This is a genomic window from Rhodococcus sp. 06-462-5 (assembly GCF_002258315.1).
GTDB lineage: Bacteria > Actinomycetota > Actinomycetes > Mycobacteriales > Mycobacteriaceae > Rhodococcoides.
Genome location: NZ_NOYD01000008.1, coordinates 126,267 through 149,706 on the forward strand (window position 1 = coordinate 126,267; position 23,440 = coordinate 149,706).

The window sequence follows — 23,440 nt, forward strand, 5'->3', positions numbered from 1 at the left end:
ACGAGCGCATTCGGGTCACGTCGCAGCGAGTCGGAAACTACGACACCTCCCGTCGACGCGGCTCTTTACGAGCCCCGTCGCTGCCTTTCTCGCCACTGACGGGCCGTGCGGTTCGGGCAGGGCGCAGAACTGGCTACGGAGCCAGGCGCGACAGGTTCTTCGAGATGCTCGACGTCAGTGCCTTACCGACGATCGCAGCGAGTCCGGGGACCGGCGCGTCGAAACCGATCGTGTAATCGAGTTCGGTGCCGCCGTCGGCGGTGGGGGTGAACTTCTGCACGCCCCAGTGACCGCGTAGCGGGCCGCCTTTGGTGATGCGGTACTCGATCAGCGAGTTCGGCTCGGAGGTGACCGTCGTTTCCTCGAACGCCGGTAGCGGGCCGAGTTTCAGACTGCGGGTGGAGCCGACTCCATTGCGCGAGGTGTCACCGTCCCGAACGCGGCCGATCTTGGCCATGAAGAGCGGCCCCAGGTTCTCGTGTTCGGACAGTGCCGCGAACACGACCTCGGGCGGAGAGACGAAACGGTGCTTGACGTGTACGCGGGTGGGTGTCGGCATGTCGAGAAGTCCGTTCGCTGGCTCCGGCAAGGTGGACTCACAGTACGTGAGCACCGCACAACTGAAAATGGACCCGCTCGAGTGAATCGAGCGAGTCCATCTGTGTCGGGGTGGCGGGATTCGAACCCACGACCTCTTCGTCCCGAACGAAGCGCGCTACCAAGCTGCGCCACACCCCGTGTACCGCTGGAGAAGTCTAACTCACGACTGCCTCGGAACGCGAAACGCCCTCGTCGGAGACGTTTTTCGGACCCATTCTCGGGGCCGGAGTGAGCGTGATCAGCGTGGCCTCGGGCCTGCAGCAGAACCGCGCAGGCGCGTACGGGGACGTTCCGACGCCTGCGGAGACGTGCAGCTGGGTGTGCGCACCCCACTTGGACGGACCCTTGACTCGCGATCGGTCGATCTCGCAGTTGGTCACCAGAGCGCCGTAGAACGGCAGGCACAGCTGGCCTCCGTGCGTGTGTCCGGCGAGGACGAGGTCGTATCCGTCCTGGGCGAACTTGTCCAGCACGCGTGGCTCCGGCGAATGGGTGATGCCCAGGCGCAGATCTGCCAACGGGTTCGGCTGACCGGCGATGGTGTCGTAGCGGTCGCGCTTCAGATGCGGATCGTCGACGCCCGCCGCCGCGATGCGTACCCCGGCGACCTCGAGTTCACGGCGTACGTGCGTGACGTCGAGCCAACCGCGCTCGGAGAACGCGGCCCGCAGGTCGCGCCACGGCAGCGATTCACCCGTCGTGCGCTTGTGGTTCTTGTCGAAGTACTTGAACGGGTTCTTCGGCTTGGGCGCGAAGTAGTCGTTGCTGCCGAACACGAACAGGCCGGGCCGGGCGAGCATCGGGCCCAGTGCCTGCACGACGCTGGGGACGGCGCGCTGGTGCGAGAGGTTGTCTCCGGTATTGACGACCAGATCGGGCTCGAGCCGGTCCAGTTCGCGCAGCCAGTTCTGCTTCATCCGCTGGCCGGGCATCATGTGCAGGTCGCTGATATGCAGCACGCGCAACGTCGCCGAGCCCGGCTCGAGCACCGCCATCGACGTCTCGCGGAGCGTGAACGCATTGCGCTCGATGAGTGTGGCGTATCCGACGCCGAGCGCGGCCGCTCCTGCCGTCCCGATCACCGAACTCTTCAGTGGTGACGCTCTGACGGCATCTCGCGCCAGCTCTGCGGCAGAGCGCAGTTGCGTGGAGGCACTGCGCAGTTGCGTCGAAGTGCGGAGAAACGAGGGACTGAATTGTGCGGACACCTCATCCACGATACGGCAGCAACCGGATATGGACGTGCGAGCCGACGACTGCGCCGCGTAGCGTTTCCGCCATGTCCGAACTCAAGGCCCGCCTCCGTACCGACCTCACTGCAGCGATGAAGGCGAAGGACAAACTCCGCCTGGCAACGCTGCGCATGATTCTCGCCGCCATCCAGACCGAGGAGGTCTCCGGCAAGGAGGCCCACGATCTGACCGACGACGACGTTCTCAAAGTGCTTGCCAAGGAAGCGAAGAAGCGCGGCGAGTCGGCCGAGATCTACACGCAGAACGGCCGCGGTGAACTCGCCGCCAACGAGCATGCAGAGGCGCAGATCATCAACGAGTATCTGCCGACTCCGCTCACGGACGAGGAGCTGGCCACCATCGTCGACACTGCCATCGCCCAGGTCGCCGAAGAACTGGGGGAGCGACCGGCGATGAAGCAGATGGGTCAGGTCATGAAGATCGCGTCGGGACTCGCCGCAGGCAAGGCCGACGGATCGCGACTGTCGAAGGCCGTCAAAGACCGCTTGTAGTGCGCTCCGCGCAGTGGTGCGGTTATGTACCCCCTGGGGCACACAACCGCACCACTGCCGCAGGCACTAACGAGGAACGGTTATACCGGGGATCGCCGGGATCTGGATGCCCGGCGGTAGGTCCGGAATCTGGATGTTCGGCAGCGAAGGCGTCGGAGCCGGGGCAGGCCGAACCGAACCGTCACTGACGTAGATCGTGATGTTCGATCCGGGGACCGCCGAACCCGACGGCGACGTCGACACCACGGTGCCGCGAGCCGCCTGGTCGGCCGTGGTGGCCACCGTCACCTGGAAGCCCGCGCCCTGCAGCGTGGACGTCGCCGACGACTGGCTCTGGCCGGTGACGTCGGGTACCTGACCGTTGGCCGAGCCACGGACGTACTTCTGGTCGACGGGTGGCAACGTGACGGGTCCGAAGTTGGTGGCGATCGGGCTCATGGCGTCGAACCACGTCCTGGCCGGTTCGTTGCCGCCGAAGAGGTTGCCGGACCCGCAGGGCCGCAGTGGGAACGAGCAGATCTCGCTGGGCGTCGGTGAGTCGCCGTAGGTGTAGACGGCTGCGGCGTAGTTGTTGGTGAAGCCGAGGAAGCCCGACGACCGGTGCGATTCGGTGGTTCCGGTCTTGCCCGCCATGGGCAGTGTCCAGCCGACCGAGCCGGCCGCGGCGGCGGACGTGCCGCCTGCCTGATCGTCCTTGCTCATCGCGTTGGCGAGGGTGTTGGCCAATCCGGGCTCGACGACCTGCTCACAGGCCTCCTGGGTGACGGGAACCGGCTTGCCCTCTCGATCGAACACCGAGTCGATCGGGGTGGGTGGGCACCACTTGCCACCGGACGCCAGCGTGGCCGCCACGTTGGAGAGTTCGAGCGGGTTCACCCAGGTGGGCCCGAGGGTGAACGAGCCGAGATTCTGATCCTTCTGGAAGTCGGCCATCGACTGGTCGGTGCCCGACGAGCCCGGGTCGTTGTACGAGCGCAGGCCCAGGCGAACGGCCATGTCGACCGTCGGGGTGACGCCGACCGACTCGATCAGCTTGACGAACGCGGTGTTGGGGGACTGGGCCAACGCGTCGGTGATGGACAGTGACGCCGGGTAGTTGCCCGCGTTCTCGACGCAGTAGGTCGCTGCCGGGCAGTTACGTGCTCCGCCGTCGCCGACGCCCTTGACCTCGACGCGCCGAGGAACCTGCAGCGTTGCGCTGGTACCGAGTCCGCGTTCCATCGCCGCGGCGGTGGTGAAGATCTTGAAGATCGAGCCCGCGCCGTTGCCGATCAGCGAATACGGCTGCGGCTGCACGGTTTCGTCGGTATCGGCATCGAGCCCGTAGGTGCGGCTGCTGCCCATCGCGAGGATGCGGTGTTGATCCTGCCCGGGTGCCACGACGTTCATCACGGTGGCGACACCGTCGAGCGAGGGGCTGGTGTTGCTGACCAGTGCGGCCTTGGTGGAGTTCTGCACCGAGGGATCGAGCGTCGTGCGGATGAGGTAGCCGCCCTTGTCGATCTGCTCCCGGCTGATGCCGGCGTCGGCGAGGTACTGCAAGGCGTAATCACAGAAGAATCCGCGGTCACCTGCCGCGATGCATCCGCGGGGCAGGGTCTGGGGGACCGGCAGTACGCCGAGCGGCTCGGATTTGAGGGCGGCGAGCTCGTCGGCGCGTTCGGGGAGGTTCTGGATCATCGTGTCGAGCACGGTGTTCCGGCGCTCGATCACGCCCTCCTCGTTGGTGTACGGATTGAGCGCCGAGCTGGACTGCACCATGCCCGCGAGCATCGCGGCCTGGACGGCGCTGAGCTGGCTGGCGTCGATGCCGAAGTAGGTCTGGGCCGCGTCCTGGATGCCGAAGGACGCGTTACCGAACGGCACCAGGTTGAGGTAGCGGGTGAGGATCTCGTCCTTGGTCAGTTCCTTGTCGAGCGTCAACGCCATCCGGATCTCACGGATCTTGCGAGCGGGCGTCGTCTCGATGGCCGCGCGGCGCTCGGCGTCGGTCTTGGCCACCACGAGCAGCTGATAGTTCTTCACGTACTGCTGGTCGATGGTGGACGCGCCCTGCTCGACCTGCCCGCTGGTGGTGTTGGTCAGGAAGGCTCGGAGCGTGCCCTGCCAGTCCACGCCCTGGTGCTCGGCGAAGCGGCGGTCCTCGATCGAGACGATGGCGAGCTTCATCTCGTTGGAGATCTGGTCGCTCGGCACCTCGAATCGACGCTGCTCGTACAGCCAGGCGATGGGCGTGCCGTTGACGTCCGTCATCGTCGAGACGGCAGGCACTGCGCCTTCGACCAACTCGGCCGAGACGTTGTCGACGGTATCGGCGGCGCGGTTGGACGCGTACCCGAACCCACCGGCCAAGGGGAACATCACGCCGGCGAGCAATGCACCGGCGAGTGCTGAACATCCGGCGAGCTTCGCCACGGTTTTTCCAACTGACACAGAGCACAGCGTACGTGGGTACCGCTCGGACCGGCAGAGGCCTGCATGCGCTGTGCGCTGCGCCCCTGCTCGGGACGGCCGTACCAGAAATGTGACCCCGCCGTCTTGCATTCGGGGCTCGCGTTACCTAAATTATGAGCACGGTGTGATTCGCATAACACTTGATAATGAATGTGGGGCAGCTCCTAGAATTTGTGCTTCGCCAGACGAGGTACAAACCGCTTCGAGCCTCCGGGACGTCCAGCGAGGACGTCCGCAACGCAAAGGGGTATCCGCATGCACACGACAACCGCGCCGACGCGACTCGATGTAGAAGAAGCAGAGGCACGCATCGCCTGGGTGTCGCACGCCCGTTGCAAGGGCACTGACCCGGACCAGCTCTTCGTCCGGGGTGCAGCGCAGCGCAAGGCTGCGACCATCTGCCGGCATTGCCCGGTGCTGATGCAGTGCGGTGCGGATGCACTCGACAACCGTGTCGAGTTCGGTGTCTGGGGCGGCATGACGGAACGTCAGCGCCGGGCGCTGCTCAAGCAGCACCCCGAGGTCGACTCCTGGTCCGAATTCTTCGAGACCCAGCGCCAGCAGCAAGCAGCTATCTAGCACCCTGCCCGGCAGGGCTGGATCAGCCCTGCCAGGTACGGCTTGTCTAGCCCTTGCGGGTCAGCTGATCGGCCACCGCACGTAGCGCGGCGAGATCGGAGACCTCGAACGGCAGCGACGGAACACCGACGATGGGCACCCGAGGGTGCGCACCGGTGAAGCGTCGGAGCAACCGCACCTCCCGCGCAGCCGTGACCGCACGCTGGGCGTGGATCCGGAGGACTGCGGCGGTCAGATCCGCGCCGGGGTCCTCGATTCGATCGAGCAGATCTGCGGCCGTCGCAGCGTGATCGGCTTGCACCGTCGACAGCGTCGGGTGCGTTCGGTTCACCACCAAGCCTGCCAGCGGCATCTTCTCCGCGGACAATCGCTCCACGAAGAACGCTGCCTCGCGCAGCGCGTCGGGTTCTGCGGCAGCGACGACGAGGAAGCTGGTGCCGTCCTCGCGTAGCAGCTGGTAGGTACGCGTCGCCCGCTCGCGGAAGCCGCCGAACATCGAATCCAGCGATTGAACGAAAGCCGATGCGTCGGAAAGCATTTGGCTACCGATCACCGTGGAGACGCCGCGCATGGCCAAGCTCATCGCGCTGGTGACCACGCGGGTGATGCCGCGACCGGGAGCGGTGAGCAGCCGGATGAAGCGGCCGTCGAGGAACGAGCCGAGTCGCTGCGGCGCGTCGAGGAAGTCCAGCGCGTTGCGCGACGGCGGAGTGTCCACCACGATCAGATCCCACGACGAGTCCAGGGACAACTGCCCCAACTTCTCCATCGCCATGTACTCCTGCGTGCCCGAGAACGACGACGCCACAGTCTGATAGAACGGATTGGCCAGCACCTGCTCGGCCTTCTCCGGCGTCGAGTGTTCGATGACCATCTCGTCGAACGTGCGTCGCATGTTCAGCATCATTGCGTGCAGTTCGCCTTTGGCACCGGCACCCAACTTCACCGGCTGCGGGCTGTTGTCGAGATCGCCGAGACCGAGAGCCTGAGCCAGGCGGCGGGCCGGATCGATCGTCAGCACCACTACCCGCCTGCCCTGCTCGGCAGCCCGCAGTGCCATCGCTGCTGCGGTGGTCGTCTTACCGACGCCGCCCGCCCCGCAGACCACGACGATCCGGGACGTGGGATCGGTCAGAATGCGGTCAACATCGAGTTCGGCTGCTACTGGTCGCGTCATCGGACACCCTGTTCTGCGAGCTTGGCGGCGAGCTCGTACAAGCCGCCGAGATCGACACCGTCGGCCAACATCGGCAGCGACATCCGCGCGACGTCGAGTTCGTCGAGCGTGGTTGCGCTCTCCACCTGAGCCGAGAGCGTTGCCGCGTGCTCGATCGATTCGGTGAGCAGCCCGGCGAAGTCCGCCTCGGACAACGTGATTCCGGTCTTGGCGAGACCGTCCGCAATGGCGAGGGCATCGATCTCGCCCTCGGCGATGGCTTCGAGGGACTCGGCGGGCAAATACGTCGGTTCGGTGCGATTGACGATGACCGTGCCGAGCCGAAGATCGGCCGCCTCGAGCTCACTCACAGCGTCGGCCGTCTCCTGGACCGGCAACGCCTCGAGCAGCGTCACCAGGTGCACGACGGTGTCGGCCGAGTGCAGCAACCGCACCACGCCCTCGCTCTGTGAACGAACCGGTCCGCCCTTGGCCAGGTCGGCCATGGCCTTGGTGACGTCCAGGAAGTTTCCGATGCGGCCCGTCGGCGGCGAGTCGACGACGATCTCGTCGTAGATGCGGTTGCCCTTCTTGTCGGTCCGCACCACACATTCCTTGACCTTGCCGGTGAGCAGCACGTCGCGCAGACCGGGTGCGATGGTCGTCGCGAACTCGATGGCACCGATCTTGCGCATCGCGCGGCCGGCGAAGCCGAGGTTGTAGAACATCTCGAGGTATTCGAGGAACGCGGTCTCGATGTCGATGGCCAGCGCGTAGACCTCGCCGCCGCCGTCCGCCGAGGCGACGCGCGTCTCCTGCGGCGGGAGCTGCGGCACGTCGAAGAGCTGCGCGATGCCCTGTCGGCCCTCGACCTCGACCAGCAAAACCCGTCGACCGCCTGCCGCGAGCGCCAACGCCAATGCGGCAGCGACCGTCGTCTTGCCGGTCCCACCCTTACCGGATACGAAATGCAGCCGCGCGGCGTCTGCCTTCGCCGGCCATCCCTCTTCGTTCGCTATGCCCACACCCCGACCATATAGAGGTCGTCCCCGGGCGTCCGACCGAAGTCTCTAACTCTGTCCGGAGTGTCGGCGGAGTCGGTCGACCAATCCCTGTGTGTACGCGTCGAGATCCGGAACTGCGTCGGGACAGGCGACCAACGCGATCGTCACCATGTCGCCGAGACCGAAGAAACCGTGAGCGAGACACCGGCCGTCTTCGAGAAACCCGAAACCCGCCGAGAAGCGCGCGACGGCACCGCACAGCTCGAGGTCCGCGCGGCCACGGTCCACACTGACCACGGTTGTCTGAGCGCCGACGCGCGACGGAGAGCGGTCGTGTTTTCGGAATCGGCGGCCTTGTACGAATCGGACGATCGGCGCAGGCACCCGCTCGTCCGCACGGGCGATGCGAAGCAGTGGTGCGGCCGTCACTCTGGCTCGTTCGGCCGTGAGCGACCCAGTGATCAGCTCGGCCCGCTTTGCGAGATCGGGTTCGCCGACGTGGAGGTCGACCGTTCCGACCACCGCACGATTCGCTGCAGGCCACTCCACGTCGCGAGGCAGGGCCATCGGGACGAACGCCGCAACGGTGCCTCCGGTCTCGGACAATGTCCTGCGACCGTCGCCGAGATACCGATCGAGACACGAGCCGACGGCGCAGAGAGCGGACACCGTCACCGACGCGGCACCCACGCGGACTTCCGTCATCTGCATCGGCACTATGCGGACGACTCGATACGGCCCCACGGCCCGGTTCAGCGACGTGGCGGGCACCGACGGCGGGCCGGGCGGCGCTCCCCGGTAGGCGCGAATCGCGCGGCGGGCCTCCCACCGCGATCGAACGAGATCCACCGGTGCCCGGACCACCGCACCGAGAACGCCGACGACGGGGTTCTCCCGCTCGGGCTCGGTCTCCGGAGACGGTGCCGCACCTGTCGCAGACAGCGGATCGAACAGTGCGCGAACCATCTTCGAGACGCCGAGGCCATCGGTCAGGGCGTGCCCGACCTGCAGTATCACCACCGTGACCGCACCCTGTATCAGCGGAGCAGAACCGATTCCACGCACCACGTGCAAGTGCCAGGAGTGCTCTCGGAGATCGAGACGGGTACGAAGCAGGTCACCCATCAAGGCCTCGAAATCGGCCCAGGGCGCACCGCCGAGATCGTGATCGGACATCCGTTCGGCCAGCGGGGATGTATCGGGCACCCATCGCGGATAGTCGAGGTTCAGCGGTGCCTCCCGAAGCCGCAGTCCCAGGCCGGGAACGAGCGGTGCGCGGGCCTCCATGTGCGCGACGACCTCGTCGAACGAGGGCGCGGGGCGATCGACCGAGTCGAACGCCGTCAAGGAGAACTGGTCTCGAGAATCACCGCGGTCACGCGCGAAGTGGTAGATGGCGTCCTTGATATCCAGCCGATCCATGCGACGACTGTAGTTCCGGCCCCGCGCGGGCGATAGACTCAACAGTCATGAGCGAAAAGATCATCTGGGAGTACTTCACCGCACCGGTCCTGATTCACGCCACCAAGCAGATTCTCGACAACTACGGCTCCGAGGGCTGGGAGCTCGTCACGATCATGGCGGGACCCAACGGCGGCGACACATTGGTCGCGTACTTCAAGCGCCCGAAGGCCTGAGCGCGTGGCGAAGTGGAGTGAACGACTGTCCGAGCTGGGCATCGAGCTGCCCGACGTCGTCCCGCCGCTGGCGGCCTACGTCCCGGCGGTGCAGGTCGGCTCGCTCGTCCACACCTCCGGCCAGTTGCCGATCGTGGACGGAAACCTGACGTCCGCGGGCAAGGTCGGCGGCGACGTGACCGCTGACGACGCCACCGCTGCGGCACGTATCTGCGCCCTGAACGCGCTCGCCGCCGTGCACGCGCTCGTCGGCATCGATTCGGTGGCCCGGGTGATCAAGGCGGTCGGGTTCGTCGCGTCCGCGCCGGGATTCACCGGTCAGCCCGGGGTGATCAACGGGGCGTCGAACGTCATCGGTGAGATCTTCGGCGATGCGGGCAAGCATGCGCGCTCGGCTGTGGGAGTGGCCGAACTGCCCCTCGGCGCTTCGGTGGAAGTGGAGCTCATCGTCGAACTGCGCTGACGCGCAGTGGTGTGTTTGTGTGCCCTCCGGGGCACTCGACCACGCCACTGGGGCGCAGCCGCACATGTCACTGGGGCGCAGCCGCACATGTCACTGGGGCGCAGCCGCACTGATCACCTTCTGCAGGTGCAGGCCTCGGTGTACCGAGCATTCGTGATCGACACCCTTTTCGACCGACTCCAGGAATCCGTCCAGCAGAACGGCGAAGCAGTCGGTCGACGAGGTCGATCGATCGGTGAGTGCCTCGACTCCGTCGGTGCCGCTGAGTTCTATCCGCATCAGCGACGGCATGATCGGCGTCCGCAACGACAACTGCACCGTGCTGCGGGCCCCGCCTTCGTGCTCGAGCAGCACCGTCCAGCTGTCCGACGCAACCTCGCGGTGTGAATAGGCAACGCGTGCAATGGTTCCCAGCGCCGCGTCGAGTAGATCGAACACGTGTGGCCCGATGTCGAGGATCGCTCCGTCGTCGTGTCGCCATTGGGAGTTCGCATACGCTCCGCCGAGGACGGCACCGGAGAACCACGTTCCCGAGCCCGCGGCCCACGGTCGTCCGGCGGCCGCGTCGAGGAATTGCCTTGTCTCCGGGGCGAACCGGAGAGTCAGCGTCACCATCGAGCGCACGCCTGCTGCCGTCACCGCCGAGGCCAGTTCCTCGGCCTCGGCCACTGTTGCGGCAATCGGCTTGTCCAACAACACATGTTTGCCTGCCTGCACCGCGCGGAGCGCGTACCCGGATTGCACGGCCGGTGGTACCGCGAAGGCCACCGTGTCGACCGCGTCGAGCAATGCATCGAACGATTCGAAGACCGGTGCCCCCATCTCGGCCGCCGCCTCGGGCCGTCGGGCCCACACTCCGGCGAAGTCGACGCCCGGATGAGCGAGCAGCGAGGGGGCTTGAGTCTTGCGAGCCCAGGGGCCCGCTCCGACGAGTCCGATCTTCATGAGTATCGACGGTAGTCCTCGTGGACATCTCCCGGAGCAGGCGACCTACAGTACTTTCATGGCCGTCTCGAACCCCCAGCATCCCGCGTACGGACTACTCCGGCAGGTGACGCCCACCGCGTCGGTTCTGCTCGCCGACAACCCGGGCAAGATGACCCTCGATGGAACGAACACCTGGATTCTCCAGGCACCGGGGTCCGAGGAGTGCATCGTCGTCGATCCGGGGCCGAAGGATCGAGCCCACCTCGACGCCGTCGCCGCGTCGGGCACGGTGGTGCTGACCCTGGTGACCCATCGCCACGCCGATCACACCGGTGGGCTGAAGCGTTTTCACCGCAAGACGTCGGCTCCGGTGCGGGCGGTCGGGGAGAAGTTCCTGCATGGGGACGGTGCTGCTCTGACCCACGGCGAGGTCATCGAGGCCGCGGGGCTTCGGATCGAGGTTCTGCACACGCCCGGGCACACCGCTGATTCGGTGAGTTTCGTGCTCGACGACGCGATCCTGACGGGAGATACCGTCCTCGGCCGCGGCACCACGGTGCTCGACCCGAAGGACGGCTCGCTCACGGATTATCTGCAGTCGTTGGATCGGCTCGAAGCGGCAGGCGCGGGGAAGACCGTGCTTCCCGGTCACGGGCCGGAGTTGCCGGACACCGCCGAGGTGGCGCGGGCGTATCGCGCTCACCGTCGGCAGCGGTTGGATCAGGTTCGCTCGGCGCTCGTCGAACTCGGCGAGAACGCGAAACCGATGCAGGTGGTGCGGCACGTCTATGCGGACGTGGACAAGAAGTTGTGGCCTGCTGCGCGGATGTCGGTCAAGACGCAGCTGGCCTACCTCCGCGAGAGCTAGCGAGCTGCTGTCCCGACGGAACTCGGCCTAGCGAGCTCTGCGGGCCAGACGCTCGGAGTCCGAGATCAGCACGGACTTGCCTTCGAGGCGCAGCCATCCGCGGTGCGCGAAGTCGGCCAGTGCTTTGTTGACGGTCTCGCGAGAGGCACCGACGAGCTGGGCGATCTCTTCCTGCGTCAGGTCGTGGGTGACGCGCAGCGAGCCCGCTTCCTGGGTGCCGAATCGCTGGGCCAGCTGCAGCAGCGCCTTCGCGACGCGTCCGGGAACGTCGGTGAAGATGAGGTCGGCCAGGTTGTTGTTGGTGCGACGCAACCGGCGGGCCAGTACGCGCAGCAACTGCTCGGCGATCTCGGGGCGCTGGTCGATCCAGTCCTTGAGTGCAGCTCGGTCCATGCTGACCGCGCGCACCTCGGTGACCGTGGTGGCCGAGGACGTACGGGGGCCGGGATCGAAGATCGACAGCTCACCGAACATGTCCGACGGTCCCATGATCGTCAGCAGGTTCTCGCGTCCGTCGGGGGAGCGTCGCCCGAGCTTGATCTTGCCGGAAACGATGATGTAGAGCCGGTCTCCGGGCTCACCCTCGTTGAACACCACGTGTCCACGGGGGAAATCGACAGGCTGCAGCTGCTTCGTCAGTGCCGCAACCGCAGAGGGTTCGACTCCTTGGAAGATGCCGGCCCGTGCCAGGACGTCGTCCACTTGCGCTCCTTTTGGGATGTCGGTGACGCGGCAACCCGCACCACCGAAAGCGTTTGTACACAGTTCGTGCCATACACCGAACTGCGGTGCAGTTCAGGCGTCGACGCCGACCAGATGATCAAACACAACAATTACCTCAGGGGAGTCTACTTCGAGTCGGTGGAAACCGAGTGATCGACGCCACCACAGGTTGCCAGAGGTCTCGGGTGTGTGTTCCCGTTCACCCGAAATTCATCGAAATTACGACCAATGGGACGAAACGTGCGCTCAGCTGGCTCGTTGGTCGACCATGCCGTCGCGCGTGTCGACCGTCCGCGGCGGGGTCTGGCGGCGCTTGCGGGTGTTGAACCGGGCCAACGCGTGCGGGAAGCCCTCGTTCGCCAGAGTGGCGACCTCGGACGTGCTCGCCTGATCGAGGAACTCCTGCACTTCCTGCTCCCGGACGCCGAGCTTGCTGAGCCGGAACTCGACGCGTTCCATCGCGAGTGCGAAGAGCATGAGTAGTACCGGAAAGAGCACCACGGCGAGTCCTTGCATACCGGCCAGTTAACACCGAAAAGGTCTCGATACAAACACAGCCCACTCCTGCCGCGAGGAACGTTACGCATTCTTGTCCGTACAGTTGTGGAGTGGATTCGACAGCTCCGAAACGCCCCGACGTGCGCAAACGCGAGGAGACTCACCTCGGGCTCGTGCGCCGAGCTCGGCGGATGAACCGGGCGTTGAACACGGCCTTCCCGCATGTGTACTGCGAACTGGACTTCACAACGCCCCTCGAACTCGCCGTCGCGACCATCCTGTCCGCGCAGTGCACCGACAAGCGCGTCAACATGGTCACCCCGGCACTGTTCGTGAAATACCGCACAGCTCGCGACTACGCCGAGGCCGACCGCACCGAGCTCGAGGAGTACATCCGCACCACGGGGTTCTACCGAAACAAGGCGAACTCGCTGATCGGACTCGGGCAGAAGTTGCTGGAGAACTTCGACGGCGAGGTGCCGGCAACATTGAAGGATCTCGTCACGCTTCCCGGGATCGGCCGCAAGACGGCCAACGTCGTGCTCGGCAATGCCTTCGATGTTCCGGGAATCACCGTCGACACCCATTTCGGACGGCTGGTGCGGCGGTGGCAGTGGACCGAGGAGGAAGACCCGGTCAAGGTCGAGCACGCCGTCGGCGCACTCATCGAACGCAAGGAGTGGACGCTGCTCTCGCATCGAGTCATCTTTCACGGTCGACGCGTCTGCCACGCTCGTACCCCCGCATGTGGGGTGTGCGTCCTCGCCAAGGACTGCCCCTCCTACGGGACCGGGCCGACCGACCCCGCCGCCGCCGCCGCGTTGGTGAAGGGCCCGGAAACCGATCACCTCCTCGCCCTCGCCGGAATCGTGCCGTGAACAGATCTGCTCTGCGGTGGTCACTGGTCGCTCTGATCCTGGTGGTCGGGATGGTCTACGCGCTGTGGCCCCGCAGCGACGGGCCGACCGCGCAGCCCACGGATTCTCCCGGCCTCGGGCAGCGAGCCCCGGGCACGGACGAGCGTCGCGCAGCCGACAACCCCGAGGCCCTCGCTCCGCTACGGCAAGACGCAGGCCTGGCCGCATGTCCGACGCCGTCCGGTGCTGCATCCGGTCCGCTGACCGGCATCACCCTCGAATGCATCGGCGACGGCTCGTACGTCGACCTCGGCCAGGCACTCGCGGGCCGCCCCGCCCTGCTCAACATCTGGGCGTACTGGTGCGGGCCCTGCGCCGAAGAGCTGCCCTACCTGCAGCAGTACTCCGAACGGGCGGGCGAGAAGATCGAGGTCCTGACGGTCCACAACGACGCCAACGAAGCCAACGGCCTGACTCGGCTCACCGATTACGGCATCACTCTGCCCGGCGTTCAGGACGGGGCGGGCAGGGTCGTCGCCGCCGTGGGAGCGCCCAACGTGCTCCCCGTTTCCGTTTTGATATCTGCGGATGGCACTGTCGCCAAGGTGCTGCCACAACCCTTCCGGAGCGTCGACGACATCGCCGACGCCGTCCGCGTGAACCTCGGAGTCGACTCGTGACCGCACCCGACTGGCTCGGGCGCATGCTCGACGTCGCAGGCAGGGCGGGCGGTCTGATCGACACCACCGGGACCAACCCCGTGCTGCAGCGTCAAGCACCGCCGTCCGACCGACCGCGGTCCGCCGCTGTGCTGGTGCTGTTCGGCGGCACACCCGTCGCCGATCCCGGTGCACCCGGCGGACTGCCTGCCGACGCCGACGTCCTGCTGACCCAGCGTGCGTCGACGCTGCGAGATCACAGCGGGCAGATCGCCTTTCCCGGTGGGGCAACCGACCCGGGCGACGACGGCCCGATCGGCACGGCACTGCGTGAGGCGCAGGAGGAAACCGGACTCGACCCGGCAGGCGTCGTCCCGCTGGCGACGATGCCCGGAATTTACGTTCCGCCCTCACGCTTCGACGTGGTTCCGGTGCTCTCGTACTGGGAGCGGCCGACCCCGGTGCGTGTCGTCGATCCCGGCGAGACCGAGCGAGTGGTGCGAGTTCCGTTGCGCGAGTTGCTCGATCCGAACAACAGATTTCAGGTGCGCCACCCCGCGGGCTACCAGGGTCCCGCGTTCGCTGTGCAGGGAATGCTGGTGTGGGGCTTCACGGGCGGTATCCTGGCGGGTCTGCTGGCTGTATCGGGCTGGGAGCCCGAGTGGGACACGGGGGACGTACGCGATCTGGAGGCCAGCTTGACTGCGGTAGGAGCGAGGCTCGATCGGTGACAGGTTCAGGGTGGGTCGATATCGCGGTGGTTGCCATCGCACTGCTGGCGGCGTCGTCGGGATGGCGGCAGGGGGCGGTGGCGTCGGCGCTGGCGTTTCTCGGTGTCGTGCTCGGGGCGGTCGCCGGAATTCTGGTGGCACCGCACGTGCTCGAACACGTCGACGGTTCGCGGACCCGGGTGTTCGTCGGAATCGCATTGATCGTGGTGTTGGTGATCGTCGGTGAGGTGGCCGGCATGGTTCTCGGTCGGGCACTGCGCAGCGGAATCCATTCGCGCGGAGCACGATCGGTCGACAGCACCATCGGTGCGGGGTTGCAGGCCGCGGCCGTCCTCGCGGCCGCGTGGCTGCTCGCCATTCCACTGACGTCGTCCTCGCAGCCCGAGGTCGCCAGTGCGGTGCGCGGCTCGACGGTCCTGGGCAAAGTCGACGAGGTGGCACCCGACTGGTTGCGTCAGGTGCCCAAGGAATTCTCGGCCTTGCTCGATACGTCCGGGCTCCCGGACGTCATCGGACCGTTCGGACGCACCCCGGTCGCGAACGTCGCCGCACCCGATTCCGGGATCGCAGCGGGGCCGATTCCGGTGCAACTGCAATCGAGCGTCATCAAGATCAACGGCATCGCGCCGAGCTGCCAGAAAGCGCTGGAAGGTTCGGGCTTCGTCGTCGGATCGGATCTGGTGATGACCAACGCGCACGTCGTCGCGGGCACGTCCGAGGTGACCGTCGATTCGCCGAACGGACCTCTGGTGGCCGACGTCGTGTTGTTCGACCCCGAAGAAGACATTGCAGTACTTCGGGTTTCGCAGCTCCAGGCCCCGGTGCTGCCGTTCGCGCCGACGCCTGCCGAGTCCGGAACCGACGCCATCGTGCTCGGCTACCCGGGCGGCGGACCGTACACGGCGAGCCCGGCGCGCATCCGCGAGATCATCAACCTCAGCGGACCGGACATCTACCGCACGGGCACCGTTCAACGAGAGGTGTACACCGTCCGCGGATCGGTGCGGCAGGGCAATTCCGGTGGACCGCTGGTCAACTCGGCCGGCGAGGTGCTCGGCGTCGTGTTCGGCGCGGCGGTCGACGACCCCGACACCGGATTCGTGCTGACCGCGTCGGAGATCGCGGACGAGCTCGCGCAGAGCTTCGATGCCCCGGTGCCGGTGGGCACGGGCGACTGCATCGTCTAGCTCTCGCGCACGACCCGCAGGATCTCCTCGGACACCACGTCGGGGGCTTCCTGGTGCACGTAGTGCCCCACGTCTCGCACCGTTCGACGCGTCAGCCCCGGTGCCCAGTGCCGATCTCTGTCGAGGGTGGTGGGCAGGACGTACGGGTCGAGGTCGCCGCTGATCTGCGCGACGGGAATCGAGGTGCGCACGTCCACGGCGTCCATGAAGCGACGACCGTCGGAACGGAACTGACTGCGGAACGCCCACCGCTGATATTCGAGCGCGCAGTGCGCAGCCCCCGGAATGCGGATGGCCGACCGCATCTTTGCCGTGGTGTCCGCGAAATCCTCGGTGCGCTGCCACATGGACCCGGCGCGGCTACTCATCAGCTCTTCCACCGCGACACCGCCTCGACGCGTCAGTAGCCTCTCGGGGCGCAGCGGAACCTGGTAGCGAACGAAGTGTGGCAGCAGGGCACCGCGCTGCGCGGAGTCCTTCAACACGGAGCGACGCAGGGAGATGGGATGCGGCGCGTTGATGAGCACCATCGAGCTCACCAGGCGGGGATGCAGCGCTGCACTCGCCCAGCAGACCAGACCGCCGTCGGCGTGGCCGACGAAGGTGGCGTTCGGGTAGCCAAGGGCGCGAACGAGTCCGACGATGTCGCCGGCCAGGGTCCACCCGTCGTAACCGCGTGGAGGCTTGTCGGAGTCACCGTATCCACGCAGGTCGACGGCGATGGCGCGAACACCCGAACGCGCGAGTGCCTCGAGTTGGTGTCGCCACGAGTACCAGAAGTCGGCGAAGCCGTGCAGCAGAACCACCAGCGGTGCGTCCGGTGCGTGTTCGCCGACCTCCACGACATGGAACCGAATTCCGTTGGCGTGGATGTCGCGGTGGATCCACTGTCCCGGATATCGGACCGTGGACGGATCGGGCTGATTCATACTGCTCGATTCGCCGGGCTACTACTTCTTGTAGCCGGGAACTCCGGGGATGGAATCGTGCTGGTTCGGCAGCACCGTCGACGCCTGCTTGAGCGAGTCGATGGTCTTCTCGGGCTTGCGCAGCTTCTTGACTCTGCGGTAACCGAGGAATCCGAACAGCGCCGCAGCCAACACCATGACGGCGAACACGATCAGGAATGCGGCCCAGCGGTAGAGCCACACGTCCAGCAGCTCGGCGGCGAAGAAGAAGAAGAAGAACGAGCTGAACAGCAACACCGTCAACGCGATGATGAAGAAGACGCTGCCCTGCAGACCCTTCTTGACCTCACCGGTGACCTCGGCCTTGGCGAGAGCGACTTCGGCGCGTACGAGCGTCGAGACCTGAGTGGTTGCGTCCTTGACGAGGTTTCCGATGCTGGCGCTACCAGGGGTGCGGGCATCGACATCGGTCAGAGGTATCGACGAAATCGTGTTCGGGACGCCGTTGCCGTATCCCTTGTCATTGCTGACGCTCAACTCTCGACCCCTTGTAATTGCTCTGCTCGGTGTTGTGCGGAAGATCGTATCGACAGTAGTGCCTAGGTAGCAGATTAACTGTTTCCTGCTTGTCGAGCGACGCTCGGCCGTCCCGGCCGGGTACCTCCGCGTCCGCGCGGGCAAACACGACAATGTTGCACGAACCGGCAACGAACAGCCCCGGGGCGTGAAATTCTCAGGTGTTCATCAGGTAATTTGCAGGGAACTTCCCCCTTCAGGAGTATTCGTGAGTTCAGCACACGCCGTCGCCGCCGACGGCGCAATTCCCGCACCTCAGGTGCCGCGGTCGCGCATCGTGATCGCCTCGATGGTCGGCACGTCCATCGAGTTCTTCGACTTCTACATCTATGCCACCGCCGCAGTGCTCGTCTTCCCGCGTCTGTTCTTCCCCGCAGGCAACGACACCACCGCGCTGCTGGCGTCGTTCGCGACGTTCGGTTTGGCGTTCATCGCGCGTCCCGTCGGGTCGATTCTGTTCGGCCACTTCGGCGATCGCATCGGACGCAAGGCAACGCTCGTCGGCTCCCTGCTGACGATGGGTGTCGCGACGTTCGCGATCGGACTGTTGCCGACCTACGCCGCGGTCGGCCTCTGGGCTCCGGCCCTGCTGGCGATCATGCGCTTCACGCAGGGCGTCGGTCTCGGCGGCGAGTGGAGCGGTGCAGCGTTGCTGGCCACCGAGACCGCCAAGCCGGGCAAGCGAGCGTGGGCGGCGATGTACCCACAGCTGGGCGCACCCATCGGGTTCTTCTTCGCCAACGGCATCTTCCTGCTCATCGTCATCGCGACGGGCTACGACTCGGTCAACTCCGGCACCGACCACGCGTTCCTCACGTGGGGCTGGCGAATTCCGTTCCTGCTCAGCGCCGTCATGGTCATCATCGGCCTGTACGTCCGGCTCAAGCTCGAGGAGACGCCGGTGTTCAAGCTGGCCGTCGAGCGCGGCCAGAAGGTCAAGACCCCGCTCGCGCAGGTGTTCAAGACCAGCTGGCGTCAGCTGATCATCGGAACGTTCGTCATGCTCGCCACCTACACGCTGTTCTACATCATGACCACGTGGGTGGTCAGCTACGGAACGGGCAAGGTCTCCGACGTCAACGGACCCAAGCTGGCCATCCCGTACACCGACTTCCTGGAGCTGCAGCTCATCGCGGTGCTGTTCTTCGCCGCGCTGATTCCGGTGGCCGGGCTGCTCGCCGACAAGTACGGCCGTCGTCCCACGCTCATCGTCATCACCTCGGCGATCGTGCTGTTCGGTCTGTCGTTCCACTGGTTCGCAGATCCGGCGTCCGCCTCTGCGGGCAAGATGTTGGTGTTCATGTGTGTCGGTCTCGGACTGATGGGCCTGACCTTCGGCCCGATGAGTGCCGTTCTGCCCGAACTGTTTCCGACGAACGTTCGGTACACGGGCTCGGGAATCTCGTACAACACCGCGTCGATCCTCGGTGCCGCAGTGGCACCGTTCATCGCCACCTGGCTGGTGAGCAGCTACGGCGTCGGCTGGGTTGGCGTGTACCTCGCCATCGCCGCAGCGTTGACGCTGATCTCGCTGATCATCATGAAGGAAACACGAGACCAGTCGCTCGACAGCGTGTAGAGCGGCTCCGCCGCACGTGAGCGCGGAGCCTGCGGTCGTTCCGCAGGCTCCACTCCGAACCTCGTAGCCCACTACGAAGTTGCGCTCACATGCGTCTGCTCTTTTTCGTGCGGCTGTCGCGATTGACGGTCGATTGTCAGGAAGTTGATCGCGCATCCTCAGGATCGAGGGCGACAGTGATCGACTGTGACCGTCCTCGAACACGACATCGCTCGCCCGCGCTGGGCAATGCCCACTCTCGTCGCCCTTCTCGCCGGAACAGCAGGGGCTTATGCCCTCGATCTGAACCGCGAGCATTGGGGTAATTCCTTCTACGCAGCCGCCGTTCAAGCCGGGTCGGTGAGCTGGAAGGCCTTCCTCTTCGGTTCGTCCGACGCGGCGAACTCGATCACGGTGGACAAGCCGCCCGCGTCGCTGTGGATCATGGAACTGTCCGTGCGCGCCTTCGGTCTCAACTCGTGGTCGCTGCTGCTACCGCAGGTGCTCATGGCGGTGCTGAGCGTGGGAATCATATACGCGATCGTCGCCCGTCGATTCGGCTACGGGGCCGCGTCGATCGCGGGTGCAGTACTTGCGACGACGCCGACCTTCGCCCTGATGTTCCGCTACGACAATCCCGACGCGTTGCTCACCCTCACCTTGCTGGCAGCAGCGTGGGCAATGCTTCGCGCGCTCGAGGACGGGCAAACGCGATGGCTGGTGCTCACCGGAGCTGTTGTCGGCCTGGGGTTTCTGACAAAGCAACTGCAGGCGTTCCTCGTCGTTCCGGCTCTTGCCGTGACGTACGCGGCGTTCGGTCCACCGAAGCTCGGAACTCGAATTCTGCAGTTGCTCGCCGCCGGTGCTGCGGTGCTCGTGACGGCCGGGTGGTGGGTGGCGATCGTCCAGTTGGTTCCGGCTGCCGACCGGCCGTGGGTCGGCGGGTCGAAGACCGACAGCATTCTGGACCTGACGTTCGGCTACAACGGCCTGGGCCGACTGACGGGAAACGAACACGGCGGCGTCGCGGAGTCGTTTTCTGGCAGTGCAGGCTCGGCTGGGCACGGTGCGCAGACGGGCATCACCCGCTTGTTCGCGGCCGCCCAGGGCGGTCAGATCTCGTGGCTGATTCCGGCAGCGTTCGTGCTCGTGGCGGCGGGAATCATCATGCGCGGGAGAGCAACCCGGCAGGATTTCCGGCGCGCCTGGTTCGTGATGTGGGGATTGTGGCTCGTCGGGTGCTCGGTGGTGTTCAGCTTCATGTCGGGTACGTTCCACTCGTACTACACGATCGTGATCGCACCGGCGATCGCCGCGATCGTCGGCGCTGCCCTGCGTGAACTGTGGGTGCGACGCGAGAAGTTCTGGGGGCGTGCGATTCTCGCGCTCGTTTCGGCTGTCACGACGGCAACGTCGTTCGCATTTCTCGCTCGCACTCCGGAGTTCGTGCCGTGGCTCCGCTGGGTCGTGCTGGGAGTCGGGATCGTTGTTGCCCTCGCCCTCGTGGTCCGAGGATCCAGGCACGTTTCGCGTGCAGTGGCGGCAGTTGCTCTGGCTGTCGCGTTGGCGGGGCCGGTCGCATATGTCGCCGACACTGTCGTCACCCCACACAGTGGGGGCGGTCCATCGGCGGGCCCCTCGATTCCGTCCGAGGCGGCAGAGTCCAGAAATGGAGTGCGCGACGACAGTGCCGGGCACTCGGCGCAATTCACTGCCCAGGCACCGGACGACCGACTGACCGCGCTGCTCGAATCCGGCGCACAGCACTACACCTGGGTGGCGGCGACGATCGGATCCAACGCCGCCGCGGGCCTACAGCTCGCGACCGACGACCCGGTGATGCCGGTGGGCGGGTTCTCCGGGACCGACCCGTCGCCCACGCTCGACCAATTCGAGGCCGATGTGGCCGCCGGAAAAATCCACTACTTCATCGCAGGCACGGGCACGTCCAGACCGTCGGCGATCGGTGATTGGGTGACAGCGACCTTCACACCCAAGACCGTCGGCGACTACACGGTGTTCGATCTGACCGGCTGCGCCGCATGTGAGTGAAACTTCGTAGCAGGCTACGAAGTTTCACTCACATGGGAGCGCTAGCGACCCTTCTTGATCGCCTCGAACACCTTCGGGTCGACGAGGGTGGAGACGTCGCCGAGTTCGCGGCCCTCGGCCACGTCGCGGAGGAGGCGACGCATGATCTTGCCCGAGCGCGTCTTCGGCAGCTCCGGCACGATGGAGATCTCCCGTGGCTTGGCGATCGGTGAAATCTCCTTCGACACCTGGGCTTTGAGTTCGGCGATCAGTTCGTCGCCGGTGTTCTCGATGCCCGCGCGCAGGATCACGAATGCGACGATGCCCTGACCGGTGGTCTCATCGGCGGCACCGACCACTGCGGCCTCGGCTACTCCGTGGTGGCTGACCAGGGCGGATTCCACCTCGGACGTGGAGATGCGGTGGCCGGAGACGTTCATGACGTCGTCGACGCGGCCGAGGACCCACAGGGCACCGTCCTCGTCGTACTTGGCGCCGTCACCGGCGAAGTACCAGCCCTCCTCGGCGTAGCGCGACCAGTAGGTGTCCTTGTAGCGGTCCATGTCGCCCCAGATGCCGCGCAGCATCGACGGCCACGGCTCGTCGAGGACGAGATATCCGTTGCCGCCGTTGCCCAGTGGCTTGGCGTCGTCGTCGACGATCTTGGCGGAGATACCGGGCAGCGGGGCCATCGCGGAGCCGGGCTTGGTGGCGGTGACACCGGGGAGCGGGGAGATCATGATCGCGCCGGTCTCGGTCTGCCACCAGGTGTCGACGATCGGGGCGGTTCCGCCGCCGACGACGTCGCGGAACCAGCGCCACGCCTCGGGGTTGATCGGCTCGCCGACGGATCCGAGCAGGCGGATCGAGGACAGATCGTGGGCTTCGGGGATTTCCTTGCCCCACTTCATGAATGTGCGCACGAGGGTGGGGGAGGTGTAGTAGATCGAGACCTTGTACTTCTCGATGACGTTCCAATGCCGGTGCTCGTCGGGCGAATTGGGCGTGCCCTCGTAGACGATCTGGGTGGCGCGGTTGGAGAGCGGTCCGTAGACGATGTAGGAGTGTCCGGTGACCCAGCCGATGTCGGCGGTGCACCAGTAGACGTCGGTGCCGGCTTTGTGGTCGAAGACGTTGTGGTGGGTGTACGAGGTCTGCGTCAGGTAGCCGCCGGAGGTGTGGATGATGCCCTTGGGCTTACCCGTCGTGCCGGAGGTGTACAGGATGAAGAGCGGGTGCTCGGCCGGGAAAGGCTGTGCTTCATGCTCTTTCGATGCTTTGGCGACGGTCTCGTGCCACCACAGGTCGCGTCCGTCGGTCCAGGCGACGTCGGAGTCGGTGCGCTTGACGACGAGCACGTGTTCGATCGAGGCTGCGCCGTCGACGGCTTCGTCGACGGTGTCCTTGATGGGGGCGGGCTTGCCGCGTCGCCACTGGCCGTCGGTGGTGATGACGAGCTTGGCTTCGGCGTCGTCGATGCGCGAGCGCAGTGCGGTGGCCGAGAAGCCGGCGAAGACGACAGAGTGGGTCAGGCCCAGGCGTGCGCACGCGAGGATCGAGACGATGGCCTCGGGGATCATGGGCATGTAGATCGCGACGCGGTCGCCGGAGACGAGGCCGAGTTCGGTCAGGGTGTTCGCGGCCTGGCTGACGTCGGCGAGCAGATCGGAGTAGGTGACGTCGCGGCTGTCGCCTGGCTCGCCTTCCCAGTGGATTGCGACCTGGTCGCCGTGTCCGTCGATGACGTGGCGGTCCACGCAGTTGTAGGCGACGTTGAGCTCGCCGTCGGCGAACCACTTGGCTACAGGGGCGTCGGACCAGTCGAGAACTTCGGTGAACGGGGTGTGCCAGTGGAGTCGGCGAGCCTGTTCGGCCCAGAAGCCGAGTCGATCCTCTTCGGCGGCGGCGTAGAGCTCGGCTCCGGCGTTCGCCTGAGCCGAGAACTCGGCCGAGGGTGCGTAGGAGGCAACCGCGGTCTCGTCGGTTCCGGAGGTACTGGTCGTCATCTCGAATAGCTCACTTTCGTCCGGTGCATTTCGCTCATGAAACTGCACTTCCGTGCCGGTCTCGAGCCCCTTGTGAGGGTAGTCACATGTGATGGCAATCGCACCGTTGCAATCGCCTGCAACCCCCTGATCTGCGGTGATCGGTAGTTTCTGCACGCTGGGCGGTAATCGGGGCCGTCGGCGTACACCCGTGGCGACGCGGATGTCCGAACTGTGAGAAATCGACTTGCCGAAACGTTTCGATCATGTTTCCGGCTTACTCACGGGTCAGCAA

General features: G+C 65.8%; 23 protein-coding genes and 1 tRNA gene. 11 read left to right on the forward strand and 13 right to left on the reverse strand.

Going from position 1 to position 23,440, the window contains the following annotated elements:
- Positions 1 to 133: 133 nt before the first annotated feature.
- From CH251_RS04770 to CH251_RS04780, 3 genes are all read right to left on the reverse strand, one after another.
- A complete protein-coding gene (locus tag CH251_RS04770; RefSeq protein ID WP_045200851.1) occupies positions 134 to 559 on the reverse strand; it encodes an SRPBCC family protein in 426 nt (141 codons plus the stop codon).
- A gap of 105 nt (positions 560 to 664) precedes the next feature.
- Positions 665 to 738, reverse strand: a tRNA-Pro gene (locus CH251_RS04775).
- Positions 739 to 755: 17 nt separating this feature from the next.
- Positions 756 to 1,724, reverse strand: coding sequence for a metallophosphoesterase (locus tag CH251_RS04780; RefSeq protein ID WP_094612159.1), 969 nt, complete (start codon positions 1,722 to 1,724; stop codon positions 756 to 758).
- Positions 1,725 to 1,879: 155 nt separating this feature from the next.
- On the opposite strand from CH251_RS04780, the gene CH251_RS04785 reads away from it, so the two are divergent.
- Positions 1,880 to 2,344: a GatB/YqeY domain-containing protein gene (locus CH251_RS04785; RefSeq protein WP_094612071.1), complete on the forward strand. Its 465-nt coding sequence runs from the start codon at positions 1,880 to 1,882 to the stop codon at positions 2,342 to 2,344.
- A 66-nt stretch (positions 2,345 to 2,410) separates the two neighbouring features.
- On the opposite strand, the gene CH251_RS04790 is transcribed toward CH251_RS04785, so the two are convergent.
- Entirely contained in the window at positions 2,411 to 4,759 is a 2,349-nt protein-coding gene (locus CH251_RS04790; RefSeq protein ID WP_094612072.1) for a transglycosylase domain-containing protein, read from the reverse strand.
- A 294-nt stretch (positions 4,760 to 5,053) separates the two neighbouring features.
- On the opposite strand from CH251_RS04790, the gene CH251_RS04795 reads away from it, so the two are divergent.
- Positions 5,054 to 5,377 carry a WhiB family transcriptional regulator gene (locus tag CH251_RS04795; protein WP_008712729.1) on the forward strand — a complete coding sequence of 108 codons (324 nt, stop codon included), beginning with the start codon at positions 5,054 to 5,056 and terminating at the stop codon, positions 5,375 to 5,377.
- Positions 5,378 to 5,423: 46 nt separating this feature from the next.
- Here CH251_RS04795 and CH251_RS04800 read toward each other — a convergent pair whose 3' ends face one another.
- Genes CH251_RS04800 through CH251_RS04810 form a run of 3 tightly spaced genes read right to left on the reverse strand, consistent with a single transcriptional unit; the run spans position 5,424 to position 8,959 of the window.
- Entirely contained in the window at positions 5,424 to 6,554 is a 1,131-nt protein-coding gene (locus tag CH251_RS04800; RefSeq protein WP_094612073.1) for an ArsA family ATPase, read from the reverse strand.
- A complete protein-coding gene (locus CH251_RS04805) occupies positions 6,551 to 7,558 on the reverse strand; it encodes an ArsA-related P-loop ATPase (RefSeq protein ID WP_094612074.1) in 1,008 nt (335 codons plus the stop codon). The genes CH251_RS04800 and CH251_RS04805 overlap by 4 nt, the downstream gene beginning before the upstream one ends.
- Before the next feature lie 45 nt (positions 7,559 to 7,603).
- Positions 7,604 to 8,959: a wax ester/triacylglycerol synthase domain-containing protein gene (locus tag CH251_RS04810; protein ID WP_094612075.1), complete on the reverse strand. Its 1,356-nt coding sequence runs from the start codon at positions 8,957 to 8,959 to the stop codon at positions 7,604 to 7,606.
- 47 nt (positions 8,960 to 9,006) lie between these two features.
- Between CH251_RS04810 and CH251_RS04815 the strand changes: the two genes are divergently transcribed.
- Both CH251_RS04815 and CH251_RS04820 read left to right on the forward strand, forming a co-directional pair.
- The gene (locus tag CH251_RS04815) at positions 9,007 to 9,174 is read left to right on the forward strand and encodes a DUF4177 domain-containing protein (RefSeq protein ID WP_094609297.1); all 168 of its coding nucleotides are present in this window, start codon (positions 9,007 to 9,009) and stop codon (positions 9,172 to 9,174) included.
- 4 nt (positions 9,175 to 9,178) lie between these two features.
- Positions 9,179 to 9,637, forward strand: coding sequence for a RidA family protein (locus CH251_RS04820; RefSeq protein ID WP_094612076.1), 459 nt, complete (start codon positions 9,179 to 9,181; stop codon positions 9,635 to 9,637).
- 90 nt (positions 9,638 to 9,727) lie between these two features.
- Here the strand turns inward: CH251_RS04820 and CH251_RS04825 are convergent, their stop codons facing one another.
- The gene (locus tag CH251_RS04825) at positions 9,728 to 10,582 is read right to left on the reverse strand and encodes a Gfo/Idh/MocA family protein (RefSeq protein ID WP_179273609.1); all 855 of its coding nucleotides are present in this window, start codon (positions 10,580 to 10,582) and stop codon (positions 9,728 to 9,730) included.
- Between the two features lie 58 nt (positions 10,583 to 10,640).
- On the opposite strand from CH251_RS04825, the gene CH251_RS04830 reads away from it, so the two are divergent.
- Positions 10,641 to 11,432, forward strand: a complete 792-nt coding sequence (locus tag CH251_RS04830; RefSeq protein ID WP_094612160.1) for an MBL fold metallo-hydrolase — start codon at positions 10,641 to 10,643, stop codon at positions 11,430 to 11,432.
- Between the two features lie 27 nt (positions 11,433 to 11,459).
- Here the strand turns inward: CH251_RS04830 and CH251_RS04835 are convergent, their stop codons facing one another.
- Together CH251_RS04835 and CH251_RS04840 are read right to left on the reverse strand one after the other, a co-directional pair.
- Positions 11,460 to 12,134, reverse strand: a complete 675-nt coding sequence (locus CH251_RS04835; protein ID WP_027494494.1) for a Crp/Fnr family transcriptional regulator — start codon at positions 12,132 to 12,134, stop codon at positions 11,460 to 11,462.
- 267 nt (positions 12,135 to 12,401) lie between these two features.
- Positions 12,402 to 12,671 (reverse strand): hypothetical protein, encoded by a 270-nt coding sequence (locus CH251_RS04840; RefSeq protein WP_032395258.1) that lies wholly within the window; start codon positions 12,669 to 12,671, stop codon positions 12,402 to 12,404.
- 173 nt (positions 12,672 to 12,844) lie between these two features.
- On the opposite strand from CH251_RS04840, the gene nth reads away from it, so the two are divergent.
- From nth to marP, 4 genes are read left to right on the forward strand one after another with little or no spacing between them, the layout of a single operon-like run.
- On the forward strand, positions 12,845 to 13,531 hold the full coding sequence (nth, locus tag CH251_RS04845; RefSeq protein WP_256978845.1) for an endonuclease III: 687 nt from the start codon (positions 12,845 to 12,847) through the stop codon (positions 13,529 to 13,531).
- A 50-nt stretch (positions 13,532 to 13,581) separates the two neighbouring features.
- Positions 13,582 to 14,190: a TlpA disulfide reductase family protein gene (locus CH251_RS04850; protein WP_094612162.1), complete on the forward strand. Its 609-nt coding sequence runs from the start codon at positions 13,582 to 13,584 to the stop codon at positions 14,188 to 14,190.
- Between the two features lie 23 nt (positions 14,191 to 14,213).
- Positions 14,214 to 14,900, forward strand: a complete 687-nt coding sequence (locus CH251_RS04855) for a CoA pyrophosphatase (protein WP_094612164.1) — start codon at positions 14,214 to 14,216, stop codon at positions 14,898 to 14,900.
- A complete protein-coding gene (gene marP / locus CH251_RS04860; protein ID WP_094612079.1) occupies positions 14,897 to 16,087 on the forward strand; it encodes an acid resistance serine protease MarP in 1,191 nt (396 codons plus the stop codon). The genes CH251_RS04855 and marP overlap by 4 nt, the downstream gene beginning before the upstream one ends.
- Here marP and CH251_RS04865 read toward each other — a convergent pair.
- Positions 16,084 to 17,016: an alpha/beta fold hydrolase gene (locus CH251_RS04865; protein ID WP_094612080.1), complete on the reverse strand. Its 933-nt coding sequence runs from the start codon at positions 17,014 to 17,016 to the stop codon at positions 16,084 to 16,086. The genes marP and CH251_RS04865 overlap by 4 nt on opposite strands.
- Positions 17,017 to 17,037: 21 nt before the next feature.
- Positions 17,038 to 17,532, reverse strand: a complete 495-nt coding sequence (locus CH251_RS04870) for a phage holin family protein (protein ID WP_032395253.1) — start codon at positions 17,530 to 17,532, stop codon at positions 17,038 to 17,040.
- Positions 17,533 to 17,779: 247 nt separating this feature from the next.
- On the opposite strand from CH251_RS04870, the gene CH251_RS04875 reads away from it, so the two are divergent.
- Both CH251_RS04875 and CH251_RS04880 read left to right on the forward strand, forming a co-directional pair.
- The gene (locus CH251_RS04875) at positions 17,780 to 19,150 is read left to right on the forward strand and encodes an MFS transporter (protein ID WP_179273610.1); all 1,371 of its coding nucleotides are present in this window, start codon (positions 17,780 to 17,782) and stop codon (positions 19,148 to 19,150) included.
- A 228-nt stretch (positions 19,151 to 19,378) separates the two neighbouring features.
- A complete protein-coding gene (locus tag CH251_RS04880; protein WP_094612168.1) occupies positions 19,379 to 21,181 on the forward strand; it encodes a glycosyltransferase family 39 protein in 1,803 nt (600 codons plus the stop codon).
- A 41-nt stretch (positions 21,182 to 21,222) separates the two neighbouring features.
- Here the strand turns inward: CH251_RS04880 and acs are convergent, their stop codons facing one another.
- Positions 21,223 to 23,166: an acetate--CoA ligase gene (acs, locus tag CH251_RS04885; RefSeq protein ID WP_094612170.1), complete on the reverse strand. Its 1,944-nt coding sequence runs from the start codon at positions 23,164 to 23,166 to the stop codon at positions 21,223 to 21,225.
- Positions 23,167 to 23,440 lie beyond the last annotated feature (274 nt).

Coding starts and splice junctions, on each gene's coding strand:
- CH251_RS04800 (WP_094612073.1), bottom strand. CDS start 6,554: ATGACGCGACCAGTAGCAGCCGAACTCGATGTTGACCGCATTCTGACC.
- CH251_RS04840 (WP_032395258.1), bottom strand. CDS start 12,671: ATGCAAGGACTCGCCGTGGTGCTCTTTCCGGTACTACTCATGCTCTTC.
- CH251_RS04850 (WP_094612162.1), top strand. CDS start 13,582: ATGGTCTACGCGCTGTGGCCCCGCAGCGACGGGCCGACCGCGCAGCCC.
- CH251_RS04855 (WP_094612164.1), top strand. CDS start 14,214: ATGCTCGACGTCGCAGGCAGGGCGGGCGGTCTGATCGACACCACCGGG.
- CH251_RS04770 (WP_045200851.1), bottom strand. CDS start 559: ATGCCGACACCCACCCGCGTACACGTCAAGCACCGTTTCGTCTCTCCG.
- nth (WP_256978845.1), top strand. CDS start 12,845: ATGAACCGGGCGTTGAACACGGCCTTCCCGCATGTGTACTGCGAACTG.
- CH251_RS04785 (WP_094612071.1), top strand. CDS start 1,880: ATGTCCGAACTCAAGGCCCGCCTCCGTACCGACCTCACTGCAGCGATG.
- CH251_RS04830 (WP_094612160.1), top strand. CDS start 10,641: ATGGCCGTCTCGAACCCCCAGCATCCCGCGTACGGACTACTCCGGCAG.
- CH251_RS04865 (WP_094612080.1), bottom strand. CDS start 17,016: ATGAATCAGCCCGATCCGTCCACGGTCCGATATCCGGGACAGTGGATC.
- acs (WP_094612170.1), bottom strand. CDS start 23,166: ATGACGACCAGTACCTCCGGAACCGACGAGACCGCGGTTGCCTCCTAC.
- CH251_RS04810 (WP_094612075.1), bottom strand. CDS start 8,959: ATGGATCGGCTGGATATCAAGGACGCCATCTACCACTTCGCGCGTGAC.
- CH251_RS04795 (WP_008712729.1), top strand. CDS start 5,054: ATGCACACGACAACCGCGCCGACGCGACTCGATGTAGAAGAAGCAGAG.
- CH251_RS04880 (WP_094612168.1), top strand. CDS start 19,379: ATGCCCACTCTCGTCGCCCTTCTCGCCGGAACAGCAGGGGCTTATGCC.
- CH251_RS04825 (WP_179273609.1), bottom strand. CDS start 10,582: ATGAAGATCGGACTCGTCGGAGCGGGCCCCTGGGCTCGCAAGACTCAA.
- CH251_RS04815 (WP_094609297.1), top strand. CDS start 9,007: ATGAGCGAAAAGATCATCTGGGAGTACTTCACCGCACCGGTCCTGATT.